The following is a 16,357-nucleotide window of genomic DNA, read 5'->3' as shown; positions in this document are numbered from 1 at the left end:
CGCGGCGTTTGTTCCGCCGCCGGACGAGACTCTTCAACGCCAAAATTAGAGTTTCACGCCACGCCCTCAGCCGGTTGACACGATAATTAGTTTATACTAATCATTAGTAGTAACTTATCATAGTTCGGACAGACATGGCGTCGGGCGGTGAGTGGTTATGGCTAAAGACAGCGCACAACTGGCCGCACTCGGCGATCCGACCCGCAGGCGGATCTTCGAGCTTGTCGGTGCACGGCCGCGCACCGTCGCTGAGATCACGCGACAGCTGCCCGTGTCCCAGTCGGCCGTCTCACAGCATCTCAAGGTCTTGCGCGAATCTCGCCTGGTTCGTGCAGAGCCGAAGGGCGCCAGCAACGTCTATCACATCGATCCAGCGGGGCTCGGCCAGATGCGCGCGTGGCTCGACCGGTTCTGGAGCGACACGCTGGCCGCTTACAAATTAGCCGTCGAAAAACCAGCGGAGGGATCCAAATGAACACACGGGTGTCGGTTGCGCCTGTCAAACATTCCATCGTCGTCGAGGCGCCGATCGAGCGCGCGTTCAAGGTCTTCACCGAAGACTTCGGCAGCTTCAAGCCGCGCGAGCACAATCTGCTCGCCGTTCCCATCGCGGAGACCGTATTCGAACTTCGCGTGGGCGGAAGCATCTATGATCGCGGGATCGACGGTAGCGAATGCCGCTGGGCGCGCGTGTTGGCGTTCGAGCCGCCCAATCGGGTCCTCTTGAGCTGGGACATCAGCCCGCGCTGGCAAATCGAAACCGATCCCGCCAAGACGAGTGAATGGGAGGTCCGGTTCATTGCGGAGACACCAAGCCGGACCCGCTTGGAGCTGGAGCACCGTCACCTCGATCGGCATGGCGAGGGCTGGGAAGGTGTCCGCAGCGGCGTCGACAGTGATCAGGGCTGGCCGCTCTATCTGCGGCGGTTTGCCGAGCTGATTGCCGGTATGGGTTGACGCGCTCCTTTCCAACGCCGCGTCGTGATGAGGTGGAGAGGCACTGTCGAGCTTTGCTTCGACAGGGCCTGGAAACTTCTCACCTCCGCAGCCGTTAGTTCGCGGCTGAGGAGACGTCATGCCGGTCAAGGACCAGATCAAGAACTTCGCCAAGAAGCTGGTGGAGGACCAGCCCGATGCAGCGGCGCTGCGGGGCCTGGTGCGGGCCCGCAAGCCCACGGCCATGCACTTTCGCGACGATGGCATCGTGCCGAACAATCCGCGCTTTCCGGCGCTGCTCTATCGCGGGGCGGTGAAGCTGAACGGTCGGCGCTTTCCGCCCGAGGTCGTCATCGATACGCTGTTCGACACGAACGGCTGGGGCCGGTCGTGGCGCGACACCGTGTATGACTTCGTCCACTATCATTCGCAGGTCCATGAAGTGATGGGCGTGGCGCGCGGCACGGCGAGGATCGAGTGCGGCGGGATCAAGGGCCGCATCCTGAATGTAAAAGCCGGCGACGTGCTGGTCCTGCCTGCGGGCACCGGACACCGGCTGATCGACTCCAGCCGGGACTTTCTGGTTGTCGGCGCCTACCCGCAGGACGGCACCTATGACGAGTGCACCGACACGCGTCAGCGTCCCGACGCGGTCAAGCGCATCGCCAAGGTCCGCAAGCCGAAGACGGATCCCGTGCTGGGGAGCGGCGGGCCGCTGCTCGAGGCGTGGCGGACCGCTCAGCCCAGATAATCCGGCGTAAAATCCGCAAGCTGGCGCAGCTCGTCGGGCTGGAGCAGCTCGATCTCACTGCCGTCCCAGGCGATCAACCCGCGATGCCTCAGCTCCTGGATGGTGCGGTTGACGTGGACGATCGACAATCCGCAGGCGTCCGCGACGTGGCGCTGCGTCATCGGCATCTGGAAACTATTGCCTTTGACGAGGCCGACGATCTCCAGCCTCGCGGCGAGCTCGCAGATGAGGTGCGCGACCTTGGGCAGCGCCGCCTGCGCGCCGAGGCGGGCGATCCATTGCCGCGAGACCGCCGCATCGATCAGCGTCTCGCGCCAGAAGGCGCGGGTCAGATGGATGGAGCTGTCGAGCAGCTGGCGGAGCTGGCTGTGCGCGACGGTGCCGACGATGGTCGGGCCGAGCCCGACGAGGTCCGCGTCCATCGGCGAGACCAGCAGCGTGTGCAGGCACGGCATGTCGCCGGGAATATGGAAGGCGAGGGTCTGGCTGCGATCGCCGACGATGCGCGACTGGTAGAGGAAGCCGCTGACGATGAAGACGCAGCGGGTCGCGGCCTCACCCTGGCGCAGCACGATCTCGCCATCCGCGACCTGGCGCAGCGTGGACGGCAAGCCCGCGATCTGCCGGCGCTCGTCCTCGGACAGGCCTTCGATCGCCTGCAGGCGGGCGATGAACTTCGGATGCGGCATGAGCCTCGCGTGCTGTTTTCAGCCGTCCCGCGGCGCGGACGCCTCCGCGAGGCGACGCGACAGTTTCGCGAGCGTCCAGTCGGAAACCGGCGCGGAGCGGAACTCGCGGATGGCACGGGCGAGCTCCTGATCCGACATCGGCCGGACCGGCTCCCTCAGCGTTCCCTTCAGCAAGGCATCGCTGATGCTGTCCAGATGCTCGCCGGCATCTGACGCGAACAGGCGGCGGATGCGCTCCAGGAGAGTGGTACTTTTCATGAGAAGGCCGGCTCGTCCGAAATCGGGGGGAATGGCGTGGCTGCGATCGGTGCGTCGCAAGCCGGTTAGCAACCTGTGCTTCCGATCGGCGTTCTAGTCCGCTGAACACAAGCCGGACGTATCATTTGATAGAACCGGCGCGATTATTGGCGCCCCCATGGAAAAAGCTCACGACGTGCTGATACGGAACCTCGGCGAGCACACGGCGCTCGCAGACGAGGATATGGCCGAGATTCGCGCGCTGACCTTCATGCTGCGCGATTTCGCATCCAATGAGGATTTCATCCGTCAAGGCGACGAACCCGAGCATTCCGCTTTGGTCGTCTCCGGCATGGTTGCCCGTTATCACCTGCTCGGCAGCGGGCGGCGGCAATATCTGGCATTCCATCTCACCGGCGATCTTCCGGACGCGCAGGGGCTGTTCATCGACCAGATGGATCACGGGCTGAGTGCGCTCGGGCCGGCATCGGTCGCGTTCATCCCGCACCGCGAATTGTTCATCGCGTTCCGGCGGCGGCCGACCTTCGGGCTCGCCGTCTGGCGCGAGACGCTGCGCGATGCCGCGATCTTTCGCGAGGCCATCACCAACAACAGCGCCCGACCGATGCAGACGCGCATGGCGCACCTGTTTTGCGAGCTGTTCTACCGCGCCCGCGCCGCGCAGCTGGTGCACGGCAATCGCTGCCGCATGCCGATCAGCCTCGCGCAGCTCGGCGAGACGCTCGGCATGGCAATCGCGACGGTGAACCGGACGCTCGCCGATCTCAGGCGCAGCGGCGCGATGGATCTTCGTGAAGGCGAGCTGGTGGTGCTGAAATGGCGCGAGCTGCAGCGGCTCGGCGATTTCAGTCCGGCCTATCTGCATCTGAAGCGGCAGTCGCCGCGTGGGTGAGACGGAGGCGTCAGCTTTCCGCGGTCGCCGCTCCACCGCGTCATGGGATTCGGCGGGCTCGACCGCAGCGAGGGTCATCAGCCGCAGCGGGCTTCCCGATCCCCCGTCAGTCGGCCCTGAGCCGCAGCCGCGCGGTACGCGTCGATGGCCCTGTTGGCGAGCATCAATGGCCGGCGCTCACCGGTTCGAAGCTGGGCCTCGATGGCGTCGAGCAGGAAGTTCGCGCTCGCGTCGGGGGAGCCGAGCTCGCCGCTCTTCTCGAGGCAGCTCCAAGCGATGAAGAATGCGCTTTCGACGGTGCAACGGATCGACATGCGCAGCCAACGCGGCGCGGCCGCAGGCGTTCCGTGCGGCGGGCTAGACTGGCCTCGGACCCGCCGCGCAGCGATCAGTTCTTCAAGACGATGCGACCGACGACCTTGCCGGCGCGCAATTCGTCGATCCATTTCTGCACGTCGCCCATCGGCTCCTCGCGCATCGGCGTCGGCTTGATCTTGCCGGCGCGGGCGAGCGCCATCAGCTCGTGAGCCTCGGCGAGCGTTCCGACCATGAAACCTTCGATGGTCATGCGCTTGTAGACCCATTGCACCATCGGCAGCGTGAACTGGCCGCCCATCAGGCCGGAGACCACGATCTTGCCGCCGCGCGCGGCAACCGCCACGGCAAAGGCCATCGACTTCTCGTTGCCGGCGAAATCGACGATCTCGTCGAAGCCGCCCTCGGTCTCCTTCAGGATGCGGCGGATCACTTCCGGCTCGGCCGGATCGTAGGCCACAGTCGCGCCGTTCTTGAGCGCGGTCTCGCGCGCGGCCGGCGAGAGGTCGGCGACCGTGATCGGTTGCTTGAACATCGCCTGCGCGAACGACAGGCCCATCATGCCGACGCCGCCGAGGCCGATCAGCAACAAATTGCGCTGGCGCGGACGGTCGACCAGGCGCTTGAGCGCGCCGTAGGCCGTGACGCCGGAGCACATCAAGGTGGCGGCCTGGTTCACGGGCAGGGGATCGTAGTCGAGCAGATATTTGGCGTCGGGGACCAGCACGTGGGTGGCGAAGCCGCCGTCGATGGAGACGCCGAGGAAGCGCTGCTTGACGCAGAGGTTCTCGTCGCCATTAGCGCAGTCGCGGCACTGGCCGCAGCCGATCCACGGAAACACCGCCTTCTTGGCGCCGACGAGGCTTGCTGGAACGTCAGGGCCGACCTCGTCGACGACGCCCGCGATCTCGTGGCCGAGCGTGAAGGGCAGCGTCATGCCGCGCGTGGTGTCGAGCTTCTTGCCGCCGCCGAGATCGGCATAGCCATCCTGGATGTGGAGATCGGAGTGGCAGAGGCCGCAGCGCTCGATGCGGACGAGGACCTCACGGCCTTGCGGCTTGGGCGTCTCGACGATGGTCTCGCACAGCGGCGCATCGAACTTGACCAGGGACTGCCGACGCATCAACGCCATTTTCTTTCCTCCGGAATTCTTGGTTACTCAGCTTCGCTGCGTATATCGGCCAATTCACGGGCCATGGCAACAAAGCCCGACACCGGGATCGTTTCGGCGCGCCGCGTCGCGTCGACGCCGGCGGCTTGTGCAAGCCGTGCCGGATCGACGCTGAGCGACTTCAGGCTTTGCCGCAGCATTTTCCGGCGCTGGCCGAACGCGGCGGCGGCGACCTGCTCGAGCAGCCTGCGATCACACGGCAACGGCTCCGCGCGCGGCTTGAGGCGCACCACGGAGGAGGTGACCTTCGGCGGCGGCACGAAGGCGGACGGCGCAATATCGAACAGGATCTTGGTCTCGCAGCGCCAATTGGCGAGCACGCCGAGCCGGCCATAGGCCTCCTCGTCCTCGCGCGCGACGATGCGCTCGCCGACCTCGCGCTGGAACATCAGCACCATCATCTCGTACCAGGGCGGCCAGGGCTCGGTGGTGAGCCAGTTGATGAGAAGCTGGGTCGCGATGTTGTAGGGCAGGTTGGCGACGATCTTGGCGCGTTCGCCCGCGAGCAGCGGGCGCGGATCGAAGGTCATCGCATCGCCATGCACGATCTCGAGCCTGTCAGGGTAGCGCGCGGAAATATCCTGCAAGGCCGGGATCGCGCGCTCGTCATGCTCGATGGCGATGACACGGCGGGCGCCGAGCGCGAGCAGCGCCCGCGTCAGCCCGCCCGGGCCGGGGCCGATCTCGACGATGGTGGAATCTTCCAGCGGCGCCGCCGCGCGCGCGATGCGCGCCGTGAGATTGAGGTCGAGCAGAAAATTCTGGCCGAGCGATTTGCGCGCCGACAGCGCATGCCGGCGGATAACCTCGCGCAGCGGCGGGAGGTCGTCGATCGCGCTCATCAGCTGTGGGCAGCCGCCATGCGGCGGGCAAGCTGAAGCGCCGCGATCAGGCTCGCCGGATTGGCCTTGCCCGTGCCGGCGATGTCGAAGGCGGTGCCGTGATCGGGCGAGGTGCGGATGAAGGGCAGTCCGAGCGTGACGTTGACGGCGTCGTCGAAGGCGACGGTCTTGATCGGGATCAACGCCTGGTCGTGATACATGCAGACCGCGCAATCATAGGTCCGTCGGGCCGCCTCGTGGAACATGGTGTCGGCGGGCAACGGCCCCCTGGCTTCGATGCCGTCGTGGCGCAGCGCTTTCAGCGCCGGGGCGATGACGGTCTGCTCCTCGTGGCCGAGCGAGCCGTCCTCGCCGGCATGGGGATTGAGACCGGAGACCGCGATGCGCGGCCTTGCGATGCCGAAGCGGGACTTCAGCTCGGCGGCGACGATGCGAACGGTCGAGACGATCAGCTCGCTGGTGAGCTCTTCCAGCGCGTCGCGCAGCGAGACGTGGATGGTCACGGGCACGACGGCGAGCTGGGGCGACCACAGCATCATCACCGGCTGCGGCACGCGGCCGTTCTCCGTCGCGAGCTCGGCGAGGAATTCGGTGTGGCCCGGATGACGGAAGCCGGCGCGGTAAAGCACGCTCTTGGCGATCGGGTTGGTCACGACGGCGCCGGCACGGCCTGCGCGCACGTCGAGGACCGCCTGCCGGATCGAGGCGAGCGCGACCGGCGCGCTCGATGAATCGGGCTTGCCGGGCTCGGCGGTGGCGCGCTCGCCGGTCGCGACCACGGGCAGGGCGTCGGCGAAGGCGGGACCCGCTTCAGCGGGGCTCACCGGCGCGATCCTGATATCGGCGCCGAGCGCTTTGGCGCGGCGCGCGATCAGGGTCTCATCGCCGAGCAGATAGAAGGCGGGCAGGTTCAGCTCGCCCCTCCTGAGCCAGGCTGCGATCGTGATGTCGGGGCCGATGCCGGCGGGCTCTCCCAGGGTGAGGGCAAGGGGCTTGGCCGCGGACTCGGTGGAGGGCTCTGAGAAGGGCTTGGCCATTAGCGGTTGCGATATTCGATCATCGCCGCCTTGCGCAGCTCGTCGAGATAGGCCTTCTGCGTCTTCTCGTACTTCTCCAGATACATCTTCTCGCGGACCTCACGCTTCTTGGGCGTGTCGATCATGGTCGGCTTGCGCGAGCACAGCACCACCATTTCGATGCCGTTCTTGGTCATCTCGGGCGCGGTCATGTGGCCGATCGGGGTGTCGTCGAGCACCTTGCGCAGCGGCTCCGGCAGCTCCGCGGTGGTCTTGGTGACGGCGTCGCGGATGGTCGCGTTCGGGGTCGAGCGGAACAGCGAATTGGCCTCCTCGCAGCTCCCGACGCGGGCCCGATAGGACTCGGCTTCTTTCTTCCGGGTTTCCAGGAACGCCGCCGACGAGCCGCGCGGCACGATCAGCACGATCGGCTGCATCTTATATTCGGTGCCTTCGACCTGGAGCTTGTCGCCGGTCTGCGCCTGCACGGCCTGCGCGACGTCGCGCTCGCCGACCAGCAGCTTCTCCTTGAAGCGGCCGCGCACGAGGCTGCCCCAGACCATCTCGGCCTTCATGCGGCTCTTCAGCGTCTCCGGGCGGATGCCCTTGGATTCGAGCGACTTGGTGAGCTGATCCGGCGTGATGCGCATGCGCTGCGCCGTGCCCTCATAGGACTGGTTGATGTCGGAGACGCCGGGATCGACGCCGTATTTCTTGCCTTCCTTGAGCTTGACCTTGTCGTCGATCAGCTCGTTGATGACCTCCTGCCGGCTCGGCGTCTTCTGCGTCGACAGCTGGTCGAGCTTGGTGCGCTGCTCGATGTCGAAATCGGTGATGGGATCGCCGTTGACCATCACCACGATGTTTTGCGCGCGCGACGGCGAGGGCAGGGCGGTCAACATCAGCCCGGCACCGATGGCGAGAAGGAGGCGGAAGACAGGAAATGGCGTCGTCATGATGTCGCTCGCATGTCGGCCGCGTTGGGATGGGGCAAACGCGGCCGGCACTTCAAACCGTTCACTGGAGGCCGGCGGAACTGCTGGTCGTCGACGAGTTCGCCAGCGTGCGCAGGCCGATTTGGAACATGAACGCGTGGCTCAGCGTGGGCGGCGCGGTGCCCGCGGAATAGCTATACGAAGTTACGTAATTCGCCGCCAGCACGAAGCAATCGTCGACATAGCCGGCACCGAGCACATATTGGTTGATCTTGTTGGCCTCGAGGTCCCAGCGCGCCGAGCCCGACACCACCCAGTTGGCCGCGACCTTCAGCGAGCCCGTGGTCAGGATGCCCTCGCGGCGGGTCAGATAGCCGAGTTCCGGCTGGGCCGCGTAATTGCCGTAGAGCACGCTGACCGACCAGCGATTGAAGTTGGCGCGGCCTTCCGCCTCGAAGCGCTGAACGTTCCAGGTCTCTTCGTCCATGCGGGAGCGGACGCTGAACGTGTAGGTGCTGTTGGGCGAGTAGCTCGCGCTCGCGACGTAATCCGACCGCGGCTTGTCGAGGCCGGAATCGCGGCCGGTATTGATGGCATCCTGGACCGCGAAGGAGTTCAGGCCGAACAGGTGGTAGGACTGGCCGAACAGCACCTTGACGGCACCGCCCCTGTCGAACTGCGTGGTGGACTGCACGCCGACATTGGCGCGGCCGCCGCCCTCGACGCGGTCGTAACCGGAGAACTTGTCGACGCTGAACAGGTTCGAGGCATCGAACACCAGGCTCTGGGCATCCTCGTTCGGCAGCTTGCCGGCATAGGTCTCGTTCGGCCGGATGATGATCTGAGCGATCGGCTCGAGGGTGGTCGAGCCCCAGGGCTGGACGTTGATGAAGGGATAGCGGTACTCCAGGCCCACGGTCGGCATCAGGCGGAGCGCCTGGGTGTCGCCGACGGGCAGGTAGTTCGACACGCCGGGCTGGTTGGAGACCGAGGACTTGATCGCGTCGGCGCGCAGGCTCGCGAACGGGGTCCAGATCTGACCGAACGGGTCAGTGAAGGACTTGCGCCACTGCGCTTCCGCCGAGAGGCGGGTGTAGGTGCCGGGGAAGCCGCGCAGCAGGCACTGCGACGGCATCCGCGCCAGCGGATCGGCCGATGCCGTGGTGCACAGGCCGTTGGTGTTGGCGAGCGTCGTGATCGGGTCGAACACCGCATCGTCGCGCGACAGGTTCACGAAATTGGTCTTGTAGCTGAACTCGCCGCCGAAGACGGGATAGTTGAGCACGTTCGAGTAGTCGATCACCGGATAGACGATCGGCACCTGGCTCTGGTTGCCCGAATAGCTCAGCCAGTACATCGTGCGCGCATCGAAGAAGCTGCGGTTGCCGACGCCGGTCAGATAGAGCTGCGACAGCGCTTCCGTCGGCAGCAGCAGGAACGAGCCGAGCGGATCGCGGTACTGATAGAGCCGGTAGTCCGAGAAGAAGTAGTAGTCGGACATCAGCACGCCGTCCCAGCCCCAGACCCATTTGTCGTTGAGCGCGAACTGACCCTTGGTGTCGATGGCGCCGCGGAAGTTGCGGTCGCCGGGCTGCCCGGCGAATGCTCCGGGATCGAGCTGGTTGATGCCGTAGGCGCGGATCTGGTACGCGCCGTCGATCAGGCGCTGACGGAATTCGCCCTGCAGCAGCACGCCTTGCCGCGACAAGAAGCGGGGGGTGATGGTTGCGTCCATGTCGGGCGCGATCGCCCAGTAATAGGGAACCTCGACGCCGTAGCCCGTCTTGTCCGTGCCGGAAATATAGCCCGGCATCAGGAAGCCGGACTTGCGCTTCACGGTCGGGTCGGGCGTCGAGAAATAGGGCATGTAGGCGAGCGGCACGCCGAAGAACTCGATCTGTGCCGTCTCGAAATACAGCATCTTCTCCTGCTGGTCGTGGATGATGCGGGCACCCTTGACCTGCCACAGCGGCGGCTTCTTCGGATCGTCCCTACACGGCGCGCAGGCCGTGTAGACGCCGTTCTCGAACACCGTGTAATTGCCGCTGGAACGGTCGGCGCGGCTCGCGGCCATGCGGGTCTGGTCGGCCGTGTCCACGCGCAGCGAATCGACGAAACCGTCGCGGTAATCGTCGGAGAGATCCAGGATCTCGGCATAGGTGATCTTGCCGTCGGCATCCGTCATGCGGATGTTGCCTTCGGCATGCAGCCGCTTGGTCTTCTGGTCGTAGATGACCCGGTCGGCCTCGACGCTGGTGCCGTTGTAGAACAGCTGCACGTTACCGACCGCGGAGACGCGCGAATTGTTGTAGTCGTAGTCCACCTCGGTGGCCTGAACCAGCATCTGGTTGTCGTTGGGGGCCCTCGGCGGCTTCGGACGCGGCGGCAGCGGATTATAGGTGAAGCTCTGGGCCTTCGCCGGCGCCACGGCGGCAGCGTCGATCAGGCCGCCAAGCGAGGCAGCCGCGACGACCGCAATCAGGAGCCTGCGGACAGACAAGCCGGTCCCGTTCGCGCGCACCCATGTGCGCCGCGTCAAACGAGACACGAGCCCTCGGCGGACGGCAGTCACTATCCGTCCTCCTGATAGAGCAAGGCCAAAAAGCCGGTGAGGCCGCCCACCACAACGGGCAACCACGCCGCAGCGATCGGATGCATCAACTCAGCCTTGCTCAAGTCCTCAGTTACTTTCGACAGAACGTAGAGCAGAAAGCCTGCGCCCACGCCACTCAAAACCATCTTCTGCACGCCGCCCATCCGGAAGAAGCGCAACGACACGGAGGCCGCGAGCATCACCATGGCTACGAGCAAAAACGGCTGTGCCAGAAGCTTCTGATACTGGAGTCGGTATCCGGCTGTCGCGAAGCCCGAGCTTTCGGAGGAGCGGATGTAGCTCGGTAGTTGCCAAAAGGACACAGTCTCGGGGGTGGAAAAGCTGTTGCGGACCTGCGCTTCGGTCAGCGTGGTCGGAATCTCCAGGGTGGCCTGGTCGATCGGCGGTCCGTCCAGCGAGAAGCGGCGGACGCCCTTGAACAGCCAGCGGCCGGCATCCAGCGTCGCCTCGCGTGCCTCGACCCGCTCCTTGAAGTGCTGGTCCTGGTCGAACCGGAACAGCGTCAGCCCGGTGAGCCGGATGCCTTGCTGCTCGCTGCGCGCCGCATTGATAATGGTCTGCCCGTCGCTGGTCACCTGGTTGAGCCAGAAGCCGGAGGCGTCCTGGATACCACCGCCCGGCGCCGAGCCGAACAGCTCGGCCTCCATGCGCTTGGACAGCTCGCGCAAGTTCGCCGACATCGGATTGTAGGCGATGGTGGCGATCACCCCGATCAGCAGCGCGCTGCCGAGCGCGGGCGAGATGAACTGCCAGGCGGAGATGCCCGCGGCGCGCGCCACCACGAGCTCGAGCCGGCGGGACAGTGCGAGATAGCAGGTCATGGCGCCGATCAGCATGCAGAACGGCGTCAGCTTCTCCAGGAGCTGCGGCACCCGGAACAGCGAGGTCTCGGCCACCATGATCGCGGAGGCGGATGCGAGCCCTGAGGTCTTGCGCACCATCTCGATGTAGTCGACCAGCACCAGCAGCAGGAAAATGCCGCCGAAGACGCCGAGCGCTGCGACCACGAAGCGGCCGGCGAAATAGCGCCCGAGTGTGTTGGTGAGCATGCTCATGCGGTGGCCGGACGTCCGAACAGCCGCGCGATCCGTGCGTTCGACCTGTTGATGGCCTCCATCAGGCCGGGAGGCGGCTCGACCACGACACCGCGGATGATCATCCACAGCCCGACGCCGATCGCGCCGAAAACCATCGCATATTGCGCCAGCACCGGGCCCGGCGACTTCACCGCCATCACCGAGCAGGCGAAGCCTGCCATGCGCAGGCCGAACACCGCGACGATCGAGGAGGCGATCGAGAAGTTGCGGCTCTGGCGGGTGGTGCGCGGCGCTCCGAGGAAGGCAAAGGTCAGCACCGCAAAGGCGAACGGATAGATCGGCGCGAGCAGGCTGTCATGCAAAGCCGCGCGGAACTGCCCTGGAATCTGCTTGTAGACGGGGTCGTTCTCGGATGGCGAGAATAGCTCCCAGAGATAGCGCTCGCGGATGCCGAGGGTGACGTCGCGGCCCTTGGCGAATTTCGACATGTCGAAGCCGTAGCGGCCGAACGCCACAAGCGCCGGATCGCGCTTGCCCGCCTCGAAGCGCTGGAGATTGCCGGTCTCCAGCACCAGGAACGAGCCGGTCTCGTTCTTCACGACCTCGCCGTGCTCGGCGACGATCGAGACGCGCTCGTTCGCATCGCGACGGTCGTCGATGAAGATGCCGGCAAGGATGCCGCCCGGTAGGCGTTCGCGAATCCGGATCGTGAGGTTCTCGTCGAGCCGGGCGAAGCGGCCGGGCTGCAGGATGTTGGTGAGCACGTCCGCGGTGATCTCGGCATCCCATTGCTTGATGCGCCGCATCCCGTCCGGGGCGAGGTAGGCCGCAATGAAGGCGACCAGCACCGCCACCACGCAGGTGGCATAGAAGAACGGAAAGAACAGCCGGAACGGCGAGAAGCCGGCGGCATTCATCACGATGATCTCGGAATCGGTCGCGAGCTTGTTCAGCGTGTGCGAGATCGCGATCATCAGGGCGATCGGCGAGATGATCAGGACCAGGGCCGGGATCACGAGGCTGGTGATGCCGAGGAAGGTGAGGATGGTTTGACCCTGGCTCGTCATCAGGTCGATGCCGCGCAACGCCTGCGTAATCCAGATCACGCCGGTGAGGCTGACCAGGACCAGCGCAAACGACGCCAGCGTCGTGCGGAAGATATACCTATCGATCGACCCCATGCGCTACCGCACGAACCCACCAGTCCCCAATGTCGGCCGGAATTCCGGCTGCCCGACCAATCCCCGATTGAAGGGATCCCCAAGGTCGGCGAACAGCTCTTCCGCCAGCTCATTCTCTCACTACCATCCCTTTGATCTGTCAACAAAATGGCTGCCCCATGGCACCCTCATTATATGGTTAATATTTCGCCCGTTGTGGCCCCGCGGCCACGGCGGCGCTTGGCATCTGCCAGGCGGGTGGCCCATAGTGGGGAAAGCCTCAGTGAATCGCCGTTCAGCTCCAGTTGTGGCTGGAACTCCCGAACGACGAAAAGCCCCATGTTTTGGAGGAGTTATCGATGTCCGATGCCATCAAGGTCGGCTTTGTCCCGTTGTCTGCCGCCCCTAGTGGCATCCTGGTCGTGTTCTGCGACGACGGCCTGAAGCTCGGTCCGGCGACGGCCAAGGCACTGGGCGGCGCTGCCGAGATCGTGAAGCGTGCGGCGGCTGCGGCCGCCTTCAAGGGCAAGAGTGGTGCTGCGCTGGACATTCTGGCGCCGGAGGGGGTGAAGGCGACCCGGCTGATCGTGATCGGCGCCGGCAAGGCGACGGGCCTCAAGGCCAACGATTTCCTCAAGTTCGGCGGGGTGGCGGCCAGCAAGCTGCCCGCCGGCACCAGCGCCATGACCATCATGGCGGAGCTTCCCGGTGGCGCCATGACGAGCGAGCAGGCGGTTGCGGTCGCCTCGGGCCTGCGCCTGCGCGCTTACAAGTTCGATCGCTACAAGACCAGGAAGAAGGACGGTGAGGAGGGCGGCGCGCGCGCCGACGTCGCGCTTGCGGTCGGCGATGCCGGTGCGGCGAAGAAGGCGTTTGCCGCGGCCGGCCATGTCGTCGACGGCGTGATCATCGCACGCGACCTCGTCAACGAGCCGCCGAACGTGCTTTTCCCGGAGGAATTCGCCCGCAGAGCGGGTCAGCTCCGCAGGCTCGGCGTCAAGGTCGAGGTGCTCGACGTCAAGGCAATGCAGAAGCTCGGCATGGGCGCGCTGCTCGGCGTCGGCCAGGGCTCGACGCGGCCGAGCCGCACCGTGATCATGCGCTGGGACGGGGGCAAGAAAGGCGAGCCGCCGGTCGCCTTCGTCGGCAAGGGCGTCTGCTTCGACACCGGCGGCATCTCGATCAAGCCGGCCGGCAGCATGGAGGACATGAAGGGCGATATGGGGGGAGCTGCCTGCGTCGTCGGCCTGATGCACGCGCTCGCCGCGCGTAAAGCGCGGGTCAACGCGGTCGGCGCCATCGGCCTCGTCGAGAACATGCCCGACGGCAACGCGCAGCGGCCGGGCGACATCGTCACCTCGATGTCTGGCCAGACCATCGAGATCATCAACACCGACGCCGAGGGCCGCCTCGTGCTCGCCGACGTGCTCTGGTACGTCGCCAAGAAGGTGAAGCCGAAATTCATGGTGGATCTGGCGACGCTGACCGGCGCCATCATGGTGGCGCTTGGCACCGAGCATGCCGGCATGTTCTCCAACAACGACGAACTGGCCGACCGGCTGCTCACGGCCGGTATCGAGAGCGGGGAGAAGGTCTGGCGCATGCCGCTCGGCCCGGAATACGACAAGCTGATCGATTCCCAGTTTGCCGACATGAAGAACACCGGCGGCCGCCACGGCGGCTCGATCACCGCCGCACAGTTCCTGCAGCGCTTCGTCGACAATGTGCCCTGGGCCCATCTCGACATTGCCGGCACCGCGATGGGTGCGCCGAAGACCGACATCAACCAGAGCTGGGGCAGCGGCTACGGCGTCCGCTTGCTCGACCGCCTGGTCGCCGACCATTACGAGCGCAAATGACCCGACATGACTGAAGTGCTGTTCTACCATCTGCAAAACATGACCGTGGAGAATGTGTTGCCGCCGCTTCTCGAGAAATCGCTCGAGCGCGGCTGGCGCGTCGTGGTGCAGTCGACCTCGGAGGAGCGCACTGATGCGCTCGACTCGCATTTGTGGACCTATCGCGACGATTCATTCCTGCCGCACGCGACATGGCGGGTGAACGATGCTGCCGATCAGCCGATCGTGCTGGCGATCGAGGGCGGCAATCCCAATGGGGCCAATGTCCGCTTCCTGATCGACAACGCCGCGCTGCCGGAGGACGCACAGGGCTACGAGCGCATGGTGCTGTTGTTCGACGGCGACGATCCCGACGCGCTCGCGCTCGCCCGCACGGCCTGGACGGATTGCAAGGCGCGGGGATTTGATGTCACCTATTGGCAGGCCGACGACCGCGGCCGGTGGCAGAAGCGCAACTAGAGCGTTTTCGAGCGAAGTGGACACCGGTTCGCGTGAAGAAAACGCGTCAAAACAAGAATCTAGAGCTTCGGTTCTGATCCAATCAGAACCGAAGCTCTAGCCGCAATTAATCATAATTTGGACTTTTCGGGCGATGCTGGCGTCTGTCACCTTCGTGCCGCAAAGGGATGTTGGGACAATCGCTTAGGGCTGGTCCTTCACGCGGGGAATTCGTTATCGTGCGACATCAAAAGCTTCCCGGATCGCTCCTGATTGCGTTGGCTGCCGTGGCACCGCTGGTCGCGGGCTGTTCGGGCGCGAGCGATTTGCTGTCGAAGGATGCCGAATGGTTCCAGAAACCCGGCCGTCTCTTCATCAAGAACATCTCGATCGAATCGCCGCCGCTGACCCCGGACAAGCCGGTCGGAGCTGAGGATCTCGTCAGCGCCGACGGCGCCTGTCCCGGCATGGCGCCGCCGCCCGGACCGGCCGATGCCAATGCCTCGACGACGCCCGCGCCGATGGGCGGCACGGTCGCGCTCGGCCACACCGAATGCGACGTGGTGCGCGGCATCGGCGCGCCCTCGAGCGTCAACCTCTCCAACGACGCCATCGGCCGCCGCGTCGCCGTCGTCACCTGGACCACCGGTCCGCGCGCCGGCATCTACACGTTCACCGCCGGACGCCTGTCCTCGATCGAAGGCAATCCGGACCCGCAGCCGGTGCCGAGGGCGGCCAAGCCGAAGAAGAAGCACGCGTAAGCCCGCGCGCTTTGTGTGCGCTCACGCGCGACATGTCCAGCATCGAAGGTTGAATTTGGGACGGGAGTAGTAGCCGATTTTGATCGACCTCAAGGGCGGCAGCACGATTCTCGCGAAGCGAGGCTCGTACGCTCGAACTCCGTGGTCATGGCGTGATCGGCGATCCGCTCCACCTCGCTATATCCAGGACGTGCGGAAGGATCGCATCCCCGCACGCGCAAATTGTGATGCGGCGCCATTCAAGCAGTTCGCCCGAACAATCCGCAAAAAATCGCGATCGCGCGCAGCTCATGTGAAGCATCCCACAGCCGAGTGCGGACGAATGGATTACATCCGGCTTGCAAGTTTTTCCCGCACGCAATCTTCGGAAAATATTCATGAAGAATCCATTGCTGATTACGAGTGTTTCGATTCTCCTCGGTGGCGCGAGTGCAGCGGCGGCAGAGCTGCCAAGCTTTGAGCTCAGCGGTTTTCCGATGACGCGGCACCAGGTTGGCGTTCTGGGCGCCACAAATGTCGAGGAGCAACTGCCGGGCGCGATCATGACGGTCGAAGGCATGCCGGCCTCGCCCCATCAGATCGCCGTGCTCCATCGGCGCCCCGAGCGGTTGCCGACCTCCCAGAAACCAGGCGACGCGCAGGCCGGCCTCCCGCGGGTGATGGCGACTGAGCTGTCACGATAG

General features: G+C 65.2%; 18 protein-coding genes. 8 read left to right on the top strand and 10 right to left on the bottom strand.

Features of this window, described 5'->3' with window-relative positions; genetic code table 11:
* The first annotated feature begins 157 nt into the window (after positions 1-157).
* The 3 genes from HZZ13_RS03275 (at position 158) to HZZ13_RS03265 (ending at position 1,687) form a co-directional block, all read left to right on the top strand.
* The gene (locus HZZ13_RS03275) at positions 158-475 is read left to right on the top strand and encodes an ArsR/SmtB family transcription factor (RefSeq protein WP_197958224.1); all 318 of its coding nucleotides are present in this window, start codon (positions 158-160) and stop codon (positions 473-475) included.
* Positions 472-957, top strand: coding sequence for an SRPBCC family protein (locus HZZ13_RS03270; RefSeq protein WP_197958223.1), 486 nt, complete (start codon positions 472-474; stop codon positions 955-957). Before HZZ13_RS03275 ends, HZZ13_RS03270 begins: the two co-directional genes overlap by 4 nt.
* Positions 958-1,075: 118 nt before the next feature.
* A complete protein-coding gene (locus HZZ13_RS03265; RefSeq protein ID WP_197958222.1) occupies positions 1,076-1,687 on the top strand; it encodes a cupin in 612 nt (203 codons plus the stop codon).
* On the opposite strand, the gene HZZ13_RS03260 is transcribed toward HZZ13_RS03265, so the two are convergent.
* Together HZZ13_RS03260 and HZZ13_RS03255 are read right to left on the bottom strand one after the other, a co-directional pair.
* On the bottom strand, positions 1,675-2,376 hold the full coding sequence (locus HZZ13_RS03260) for a Crp/Fnr family transcriptional regulator (protein WP_197958221.1): 702 nt from the start codon (positions 2,374-2,376) through the stop codon (positions 1,675-1,677). The genes HZZ13_RS03265 and HZZ13_RS03260 overlap by 13 nt on opposite strands.
* Before the next feature lie 18 nt (positions 2,377-2,394).
* Positions 2,395-2,634, bottom strand: a complete 240-nt coding sequence (locus HZZ13_RS03255) for a hypothetical protein (RefSeq protein ID WP_197958220.1) — start codon at positions 2,632-2,634, stop codon at positions 2,395-2,397.
* 157 nt (positions 2,635-2,791) lie between these two features.
* Here HZZ13_RS03255 and HZZ13_RS03250 point away from each other — a divergent pair, with 157 nt between their 5' ends.
* Positions 2,792-3,526, top strand: coding sequence for a Crp/Fnr family transcriptional regulator (locus HZZ13_RS03250; RefSeq protein WP_197958219.1), 735 nt, complete (start codon positions 2,792-2,794; stop codon positions 3,524-3,526).
* A 77-nt stretch (positions 3,527-3,603) separates the two neighbouring features.
* Here the strand turns inward: HZZ13_RS03250 and HZZ13_RS03245 are convergent, their stop codons facing one another.
* From HZZ13_RS03245 to lptF, 8 genes are all read right to left on the bottom strand, one after another.
* Positions 3,604-3,840 carry a hypothetical protein gene (locus HZZ13_RS03245; RefSeq protein WP_197958218.1) on the bottom strand — a complete coding sequence of 79 codons (237 nt, stop codon included), beginning with the start codon at positions 3,838-3,840 and terminating at the stop codon, positions 3,604-3,606.
* 74 nt (positions 3,841-3,914) lie between these two features.
* Positions 3,915-4,973 (bottom strand): alcohol dehydrogenase, encoded by a 1,059-nt coding sequence (locus HZZ13_RS03240; protein WP_197958217.1) that lies wholly within the window; start codon positions 4,971-4,973, stop codon positions 3,915-3,917.
* A 23-nt stretch (positions 4,974-4,996) separates the two neighbouring features.
* On the bottom strand, positions 4,997-5,854 hold the full coding sequence (gene rsmA / locus HZZ13_RS03235; protein ID WP_197958216.1) for a 16S rRNA (adenine(1518)-N(6)/adenine(1519)-N(6))-dimethyltransferase RsmA: 858 nt from the start codon (positions 5,852-5,854) through the stop codon (positions 4,997-4,999).
* Positions 5,854-6,891: a 4-hydroxythreonine-4-phosphate dehydrogenase PdxA gene (gene pdxA / locus HZZ13_RS03230; RefSeq protein ID WP_197958215.1), complete on the bottom strand. Its 1,038-nt coding sequence runs from the start codon at positions 6,889-6,891 to the stop codon at positions 5,854-5,856. The genes rsmA and pdxA overlap by 1 nt, the downstream gene beginning before the upstream one ends.
* Positions 6,891-7,826 (bottom strand): SurA N-terminal domain-containing protein, encoded by a 936-nt coding sequence (locus HZZ13_RS03225; RefSeq protein ID WP_197958214.1) that lies wholly within the window; start codon positions 7,824-7,826, stop codon positions 6,891-6,893. Before HZZ13_RS03225 ends, pdxA begins: the two co-directional genes overlap by 1 nt.
* Positions 7,827-7,887: 61 nt before the next feature.
* On the bottom strand, positions 7,888-10,377 hold the full coding sequence (locus tag HZZ13_RS03220; RefSeq protein WP_197958213.1) for an LPS-assembly protein LptD: 2,490 nt from the start codon (positions 10,375-10,377) through the stop codon (positions 7,888-7,890).
* Positions 10,377-11,474: an LPS export ABC transporter permease LptG gene (lptG, locus tag HZZ13_RS03215; RefSeq protein ID WP_197958212.1), complete on the bottom strand. Its 1,098-nt coding sequence runs from the start codon at positions 11,472-11,474 to the stop codon at positions 10,377-10,379. The genes HZZ13_RS03220 and lptG overlap by 1 nt, the downstream gene beginning before the upstream one ends.
* On the bottom strand, positions 11,471-12,637 hold the full coding sequence (gene lptF, locus HZZ13_RS03210) for an LPS export ABC transporter permease LptF (protein ID WP_197958211.1): 1,167 nt from the start codon (positions 12,635-12,637) through the stop codon (positions 11,471-11,473). Before lptF ends, lptG begins: the two co-directional genes overlap by 4 nt.
* A 338-nt stretch (positions 12,638-12,975) precedes the next feature.
* Here lptF and HZZ13_RS03205 point away from each other — a divergent pair, with 338 nt between their 5' ends.
* From HZZ13_RS03205 to HZZ13_RS03190, 4 genes are all read left to right on the top strand, one after another.
* Positions 12,976-14,475: a leucyl aminopeptidase gene (locus HZZ13_RS03205; protein WP_197958210.1), complete on the top strand. Its 1,500-nt coding sequence runs from the start codon at positions 12,976-12,978 to the stop codon at positions 14,473-14,475.
* A 6-nt stretch (positions 14,476-14,481) separates the two neighbouring features.
* Positions 14,482-14,934: a DNA polymerase III subunit chi gene (locus tag HZZ13_RS03200; protein WP_197958209.1), complete on the top strand. Its 453-nt coding sequence runs from the start codon at positions 14,482-14,484 to the stop codon at positions 14,932-14,934.
* Between the two features lie 257 nt (positions 14,935-15,191).
* Positions 15,192-15,674, top strand: coding sequence for a hypothetical protein (locus HZZ13_RS03195; RefSeq protein ID WP_197947277.1), 483 nt, complete (start codon positions 15,192-15,194; stop codon positions 15,672-15,674).
* Positions 15,675-16,051: 377 nt separating this feature from the next.
* Positions 16,052-16,357 (top strand): hypothetical protein, encoded by a 306-nt coding sequence (locus HZZ13_RS03190; protein ID WP_197958208.1) that lies wholly within the window; start codon positions 16,052-16,054, stop codon positions 16,355-16,357.

The sequence above is a fragment of the Bradyrhizobium agreste genome, from assembly GCF_016031625.1.
Lineage (GTDB): Bacteria > Pseudomonadota > Alphaproteobacteria > Rhizobiales > Xanthobacteraceae > Bradyrhizobium > Bradyrhizobium agreste.
Note: the sequence above shows the minus strand (reverse complement) of the source record. Positions and strands in the feature narration are given on the sequence as shown.

Excerpts from the sequence above, each read along its gene's own strand:
- lptG (WP_197958212.1), bottom strand. The coding sequence starts at position 11,474 with ATGAGCATGCTCACCAACACACTCGGGCGCTATTTCGCCGGCCGCTTC.
- HZZ13_RS03245 (WP_197958218.1), bottom strand. The coding sequence starts at position 3,840 with ATGTCGATCCGTTGCACCGTCGAAAGCGCATTCTTCATCGCTTGGAGC.
- HZZ13_RS03270 (WP_197958223.1), top strand. The coding sequence starts at position 472 with ATGAACACACGGGTGTCGGTTGCGCCTGTCAAACATTCCATCGTCGTC.
- pdxA (WP_197958215.1), bottom strand. The coding sequence starts at position 6,891 with ATGGCCAAGCCCTTCTCAGAGCCCTCCACCGAGTCCGCGGCCAAGCCC.
- HZZ13_RS03190 (WP_197958208.1), top strand. The coding sequence starts at position 16,052 with ATGAAGAATCCATTGCTGATTACGAGTGTTTCGATTCTCCTCGGTGGC.
- HZZ13_RS03240 (WP_197958217.1), bottom strand. The coding sequence starts at position 4,973 with ATGGCGTTGATGCGTCGGCAGTCCCTGGTCAAGTTCGATGCGCCGCTG.
- HZZ13_RS03260 (WP_197958221.1), bottom strand. The coding sequence starts at position 2,376 with ATGCCGCATCCGAAGTTCATCGCCCGCCTGCAGGCGATCGAAGGCCTG.
- HZZ13_RS03250 (WP_197958219.1), top strand. The coding sequence starts at position 2,792 with ATGGAAAAAGCTCACGACGTGCTGATACGGAACCTCGGCGAGCACACG.
- lptF (WP_197958211.1), bottom strand. The coding sequence starts at position 12,637 with ATGGGGTCGATCGATAGGTATATCTTCCGCACGACGCTGGCGTCGTTT.
- HZZ13_RS03275 (WP_197958224.1), top strand. The coding sequence starts at position 158 with ATGGCTAAAGACAGCGCACAACTGGCCGCACTCGGCGATCCGACCCGC.
- HZZ13_RS03200 (WP_197958209.1), top strand. The coding sequence starts at position 14,482 with ATGACTGAAGTGCTGTTCTACCATCTGCAAAACATGACCGTGGAGAAT.
- HZZ13_RS03265 (WP_197958222.1), top strand. The coding sequence starts at position 1,076 with ATGCCGGTCAAGGACCAGATCAAGAACTTCGCCAAGAAGCTGGTGGAG.
- rsmA (WP_197958216.1), bottom strand. The coding sequence starts at position 5,854 with ATGAGCGCGATCGACGACCTCCCGCCGCTGCGCGAGGTTATCCGCCGG.
- HZZ13_RS03255 (WP_197958220.1), bottom strand. The coding sequence starts at position 2,634 with ATGAAAAGTACCACTCTCCTGGAGCGCATCCGCCGCCTGTTCGCGTCA.
- HZZ13_RS03205 (WP_197958210.1), top strand. The coding sequence starts at position 12,976 with ATGTCCGATGCCATCAAGGTCGGCTTTGTCCCGTTGTCTGCCGCCCCT.
- HZZ13_RS03225 (WP_197958214.1), bottom strand. The coding sequence starts at position 7,826 with ATGACGACGCCATTTCCTGTCTTCCGCCTCCTTCTCGCCATCGGTGCC.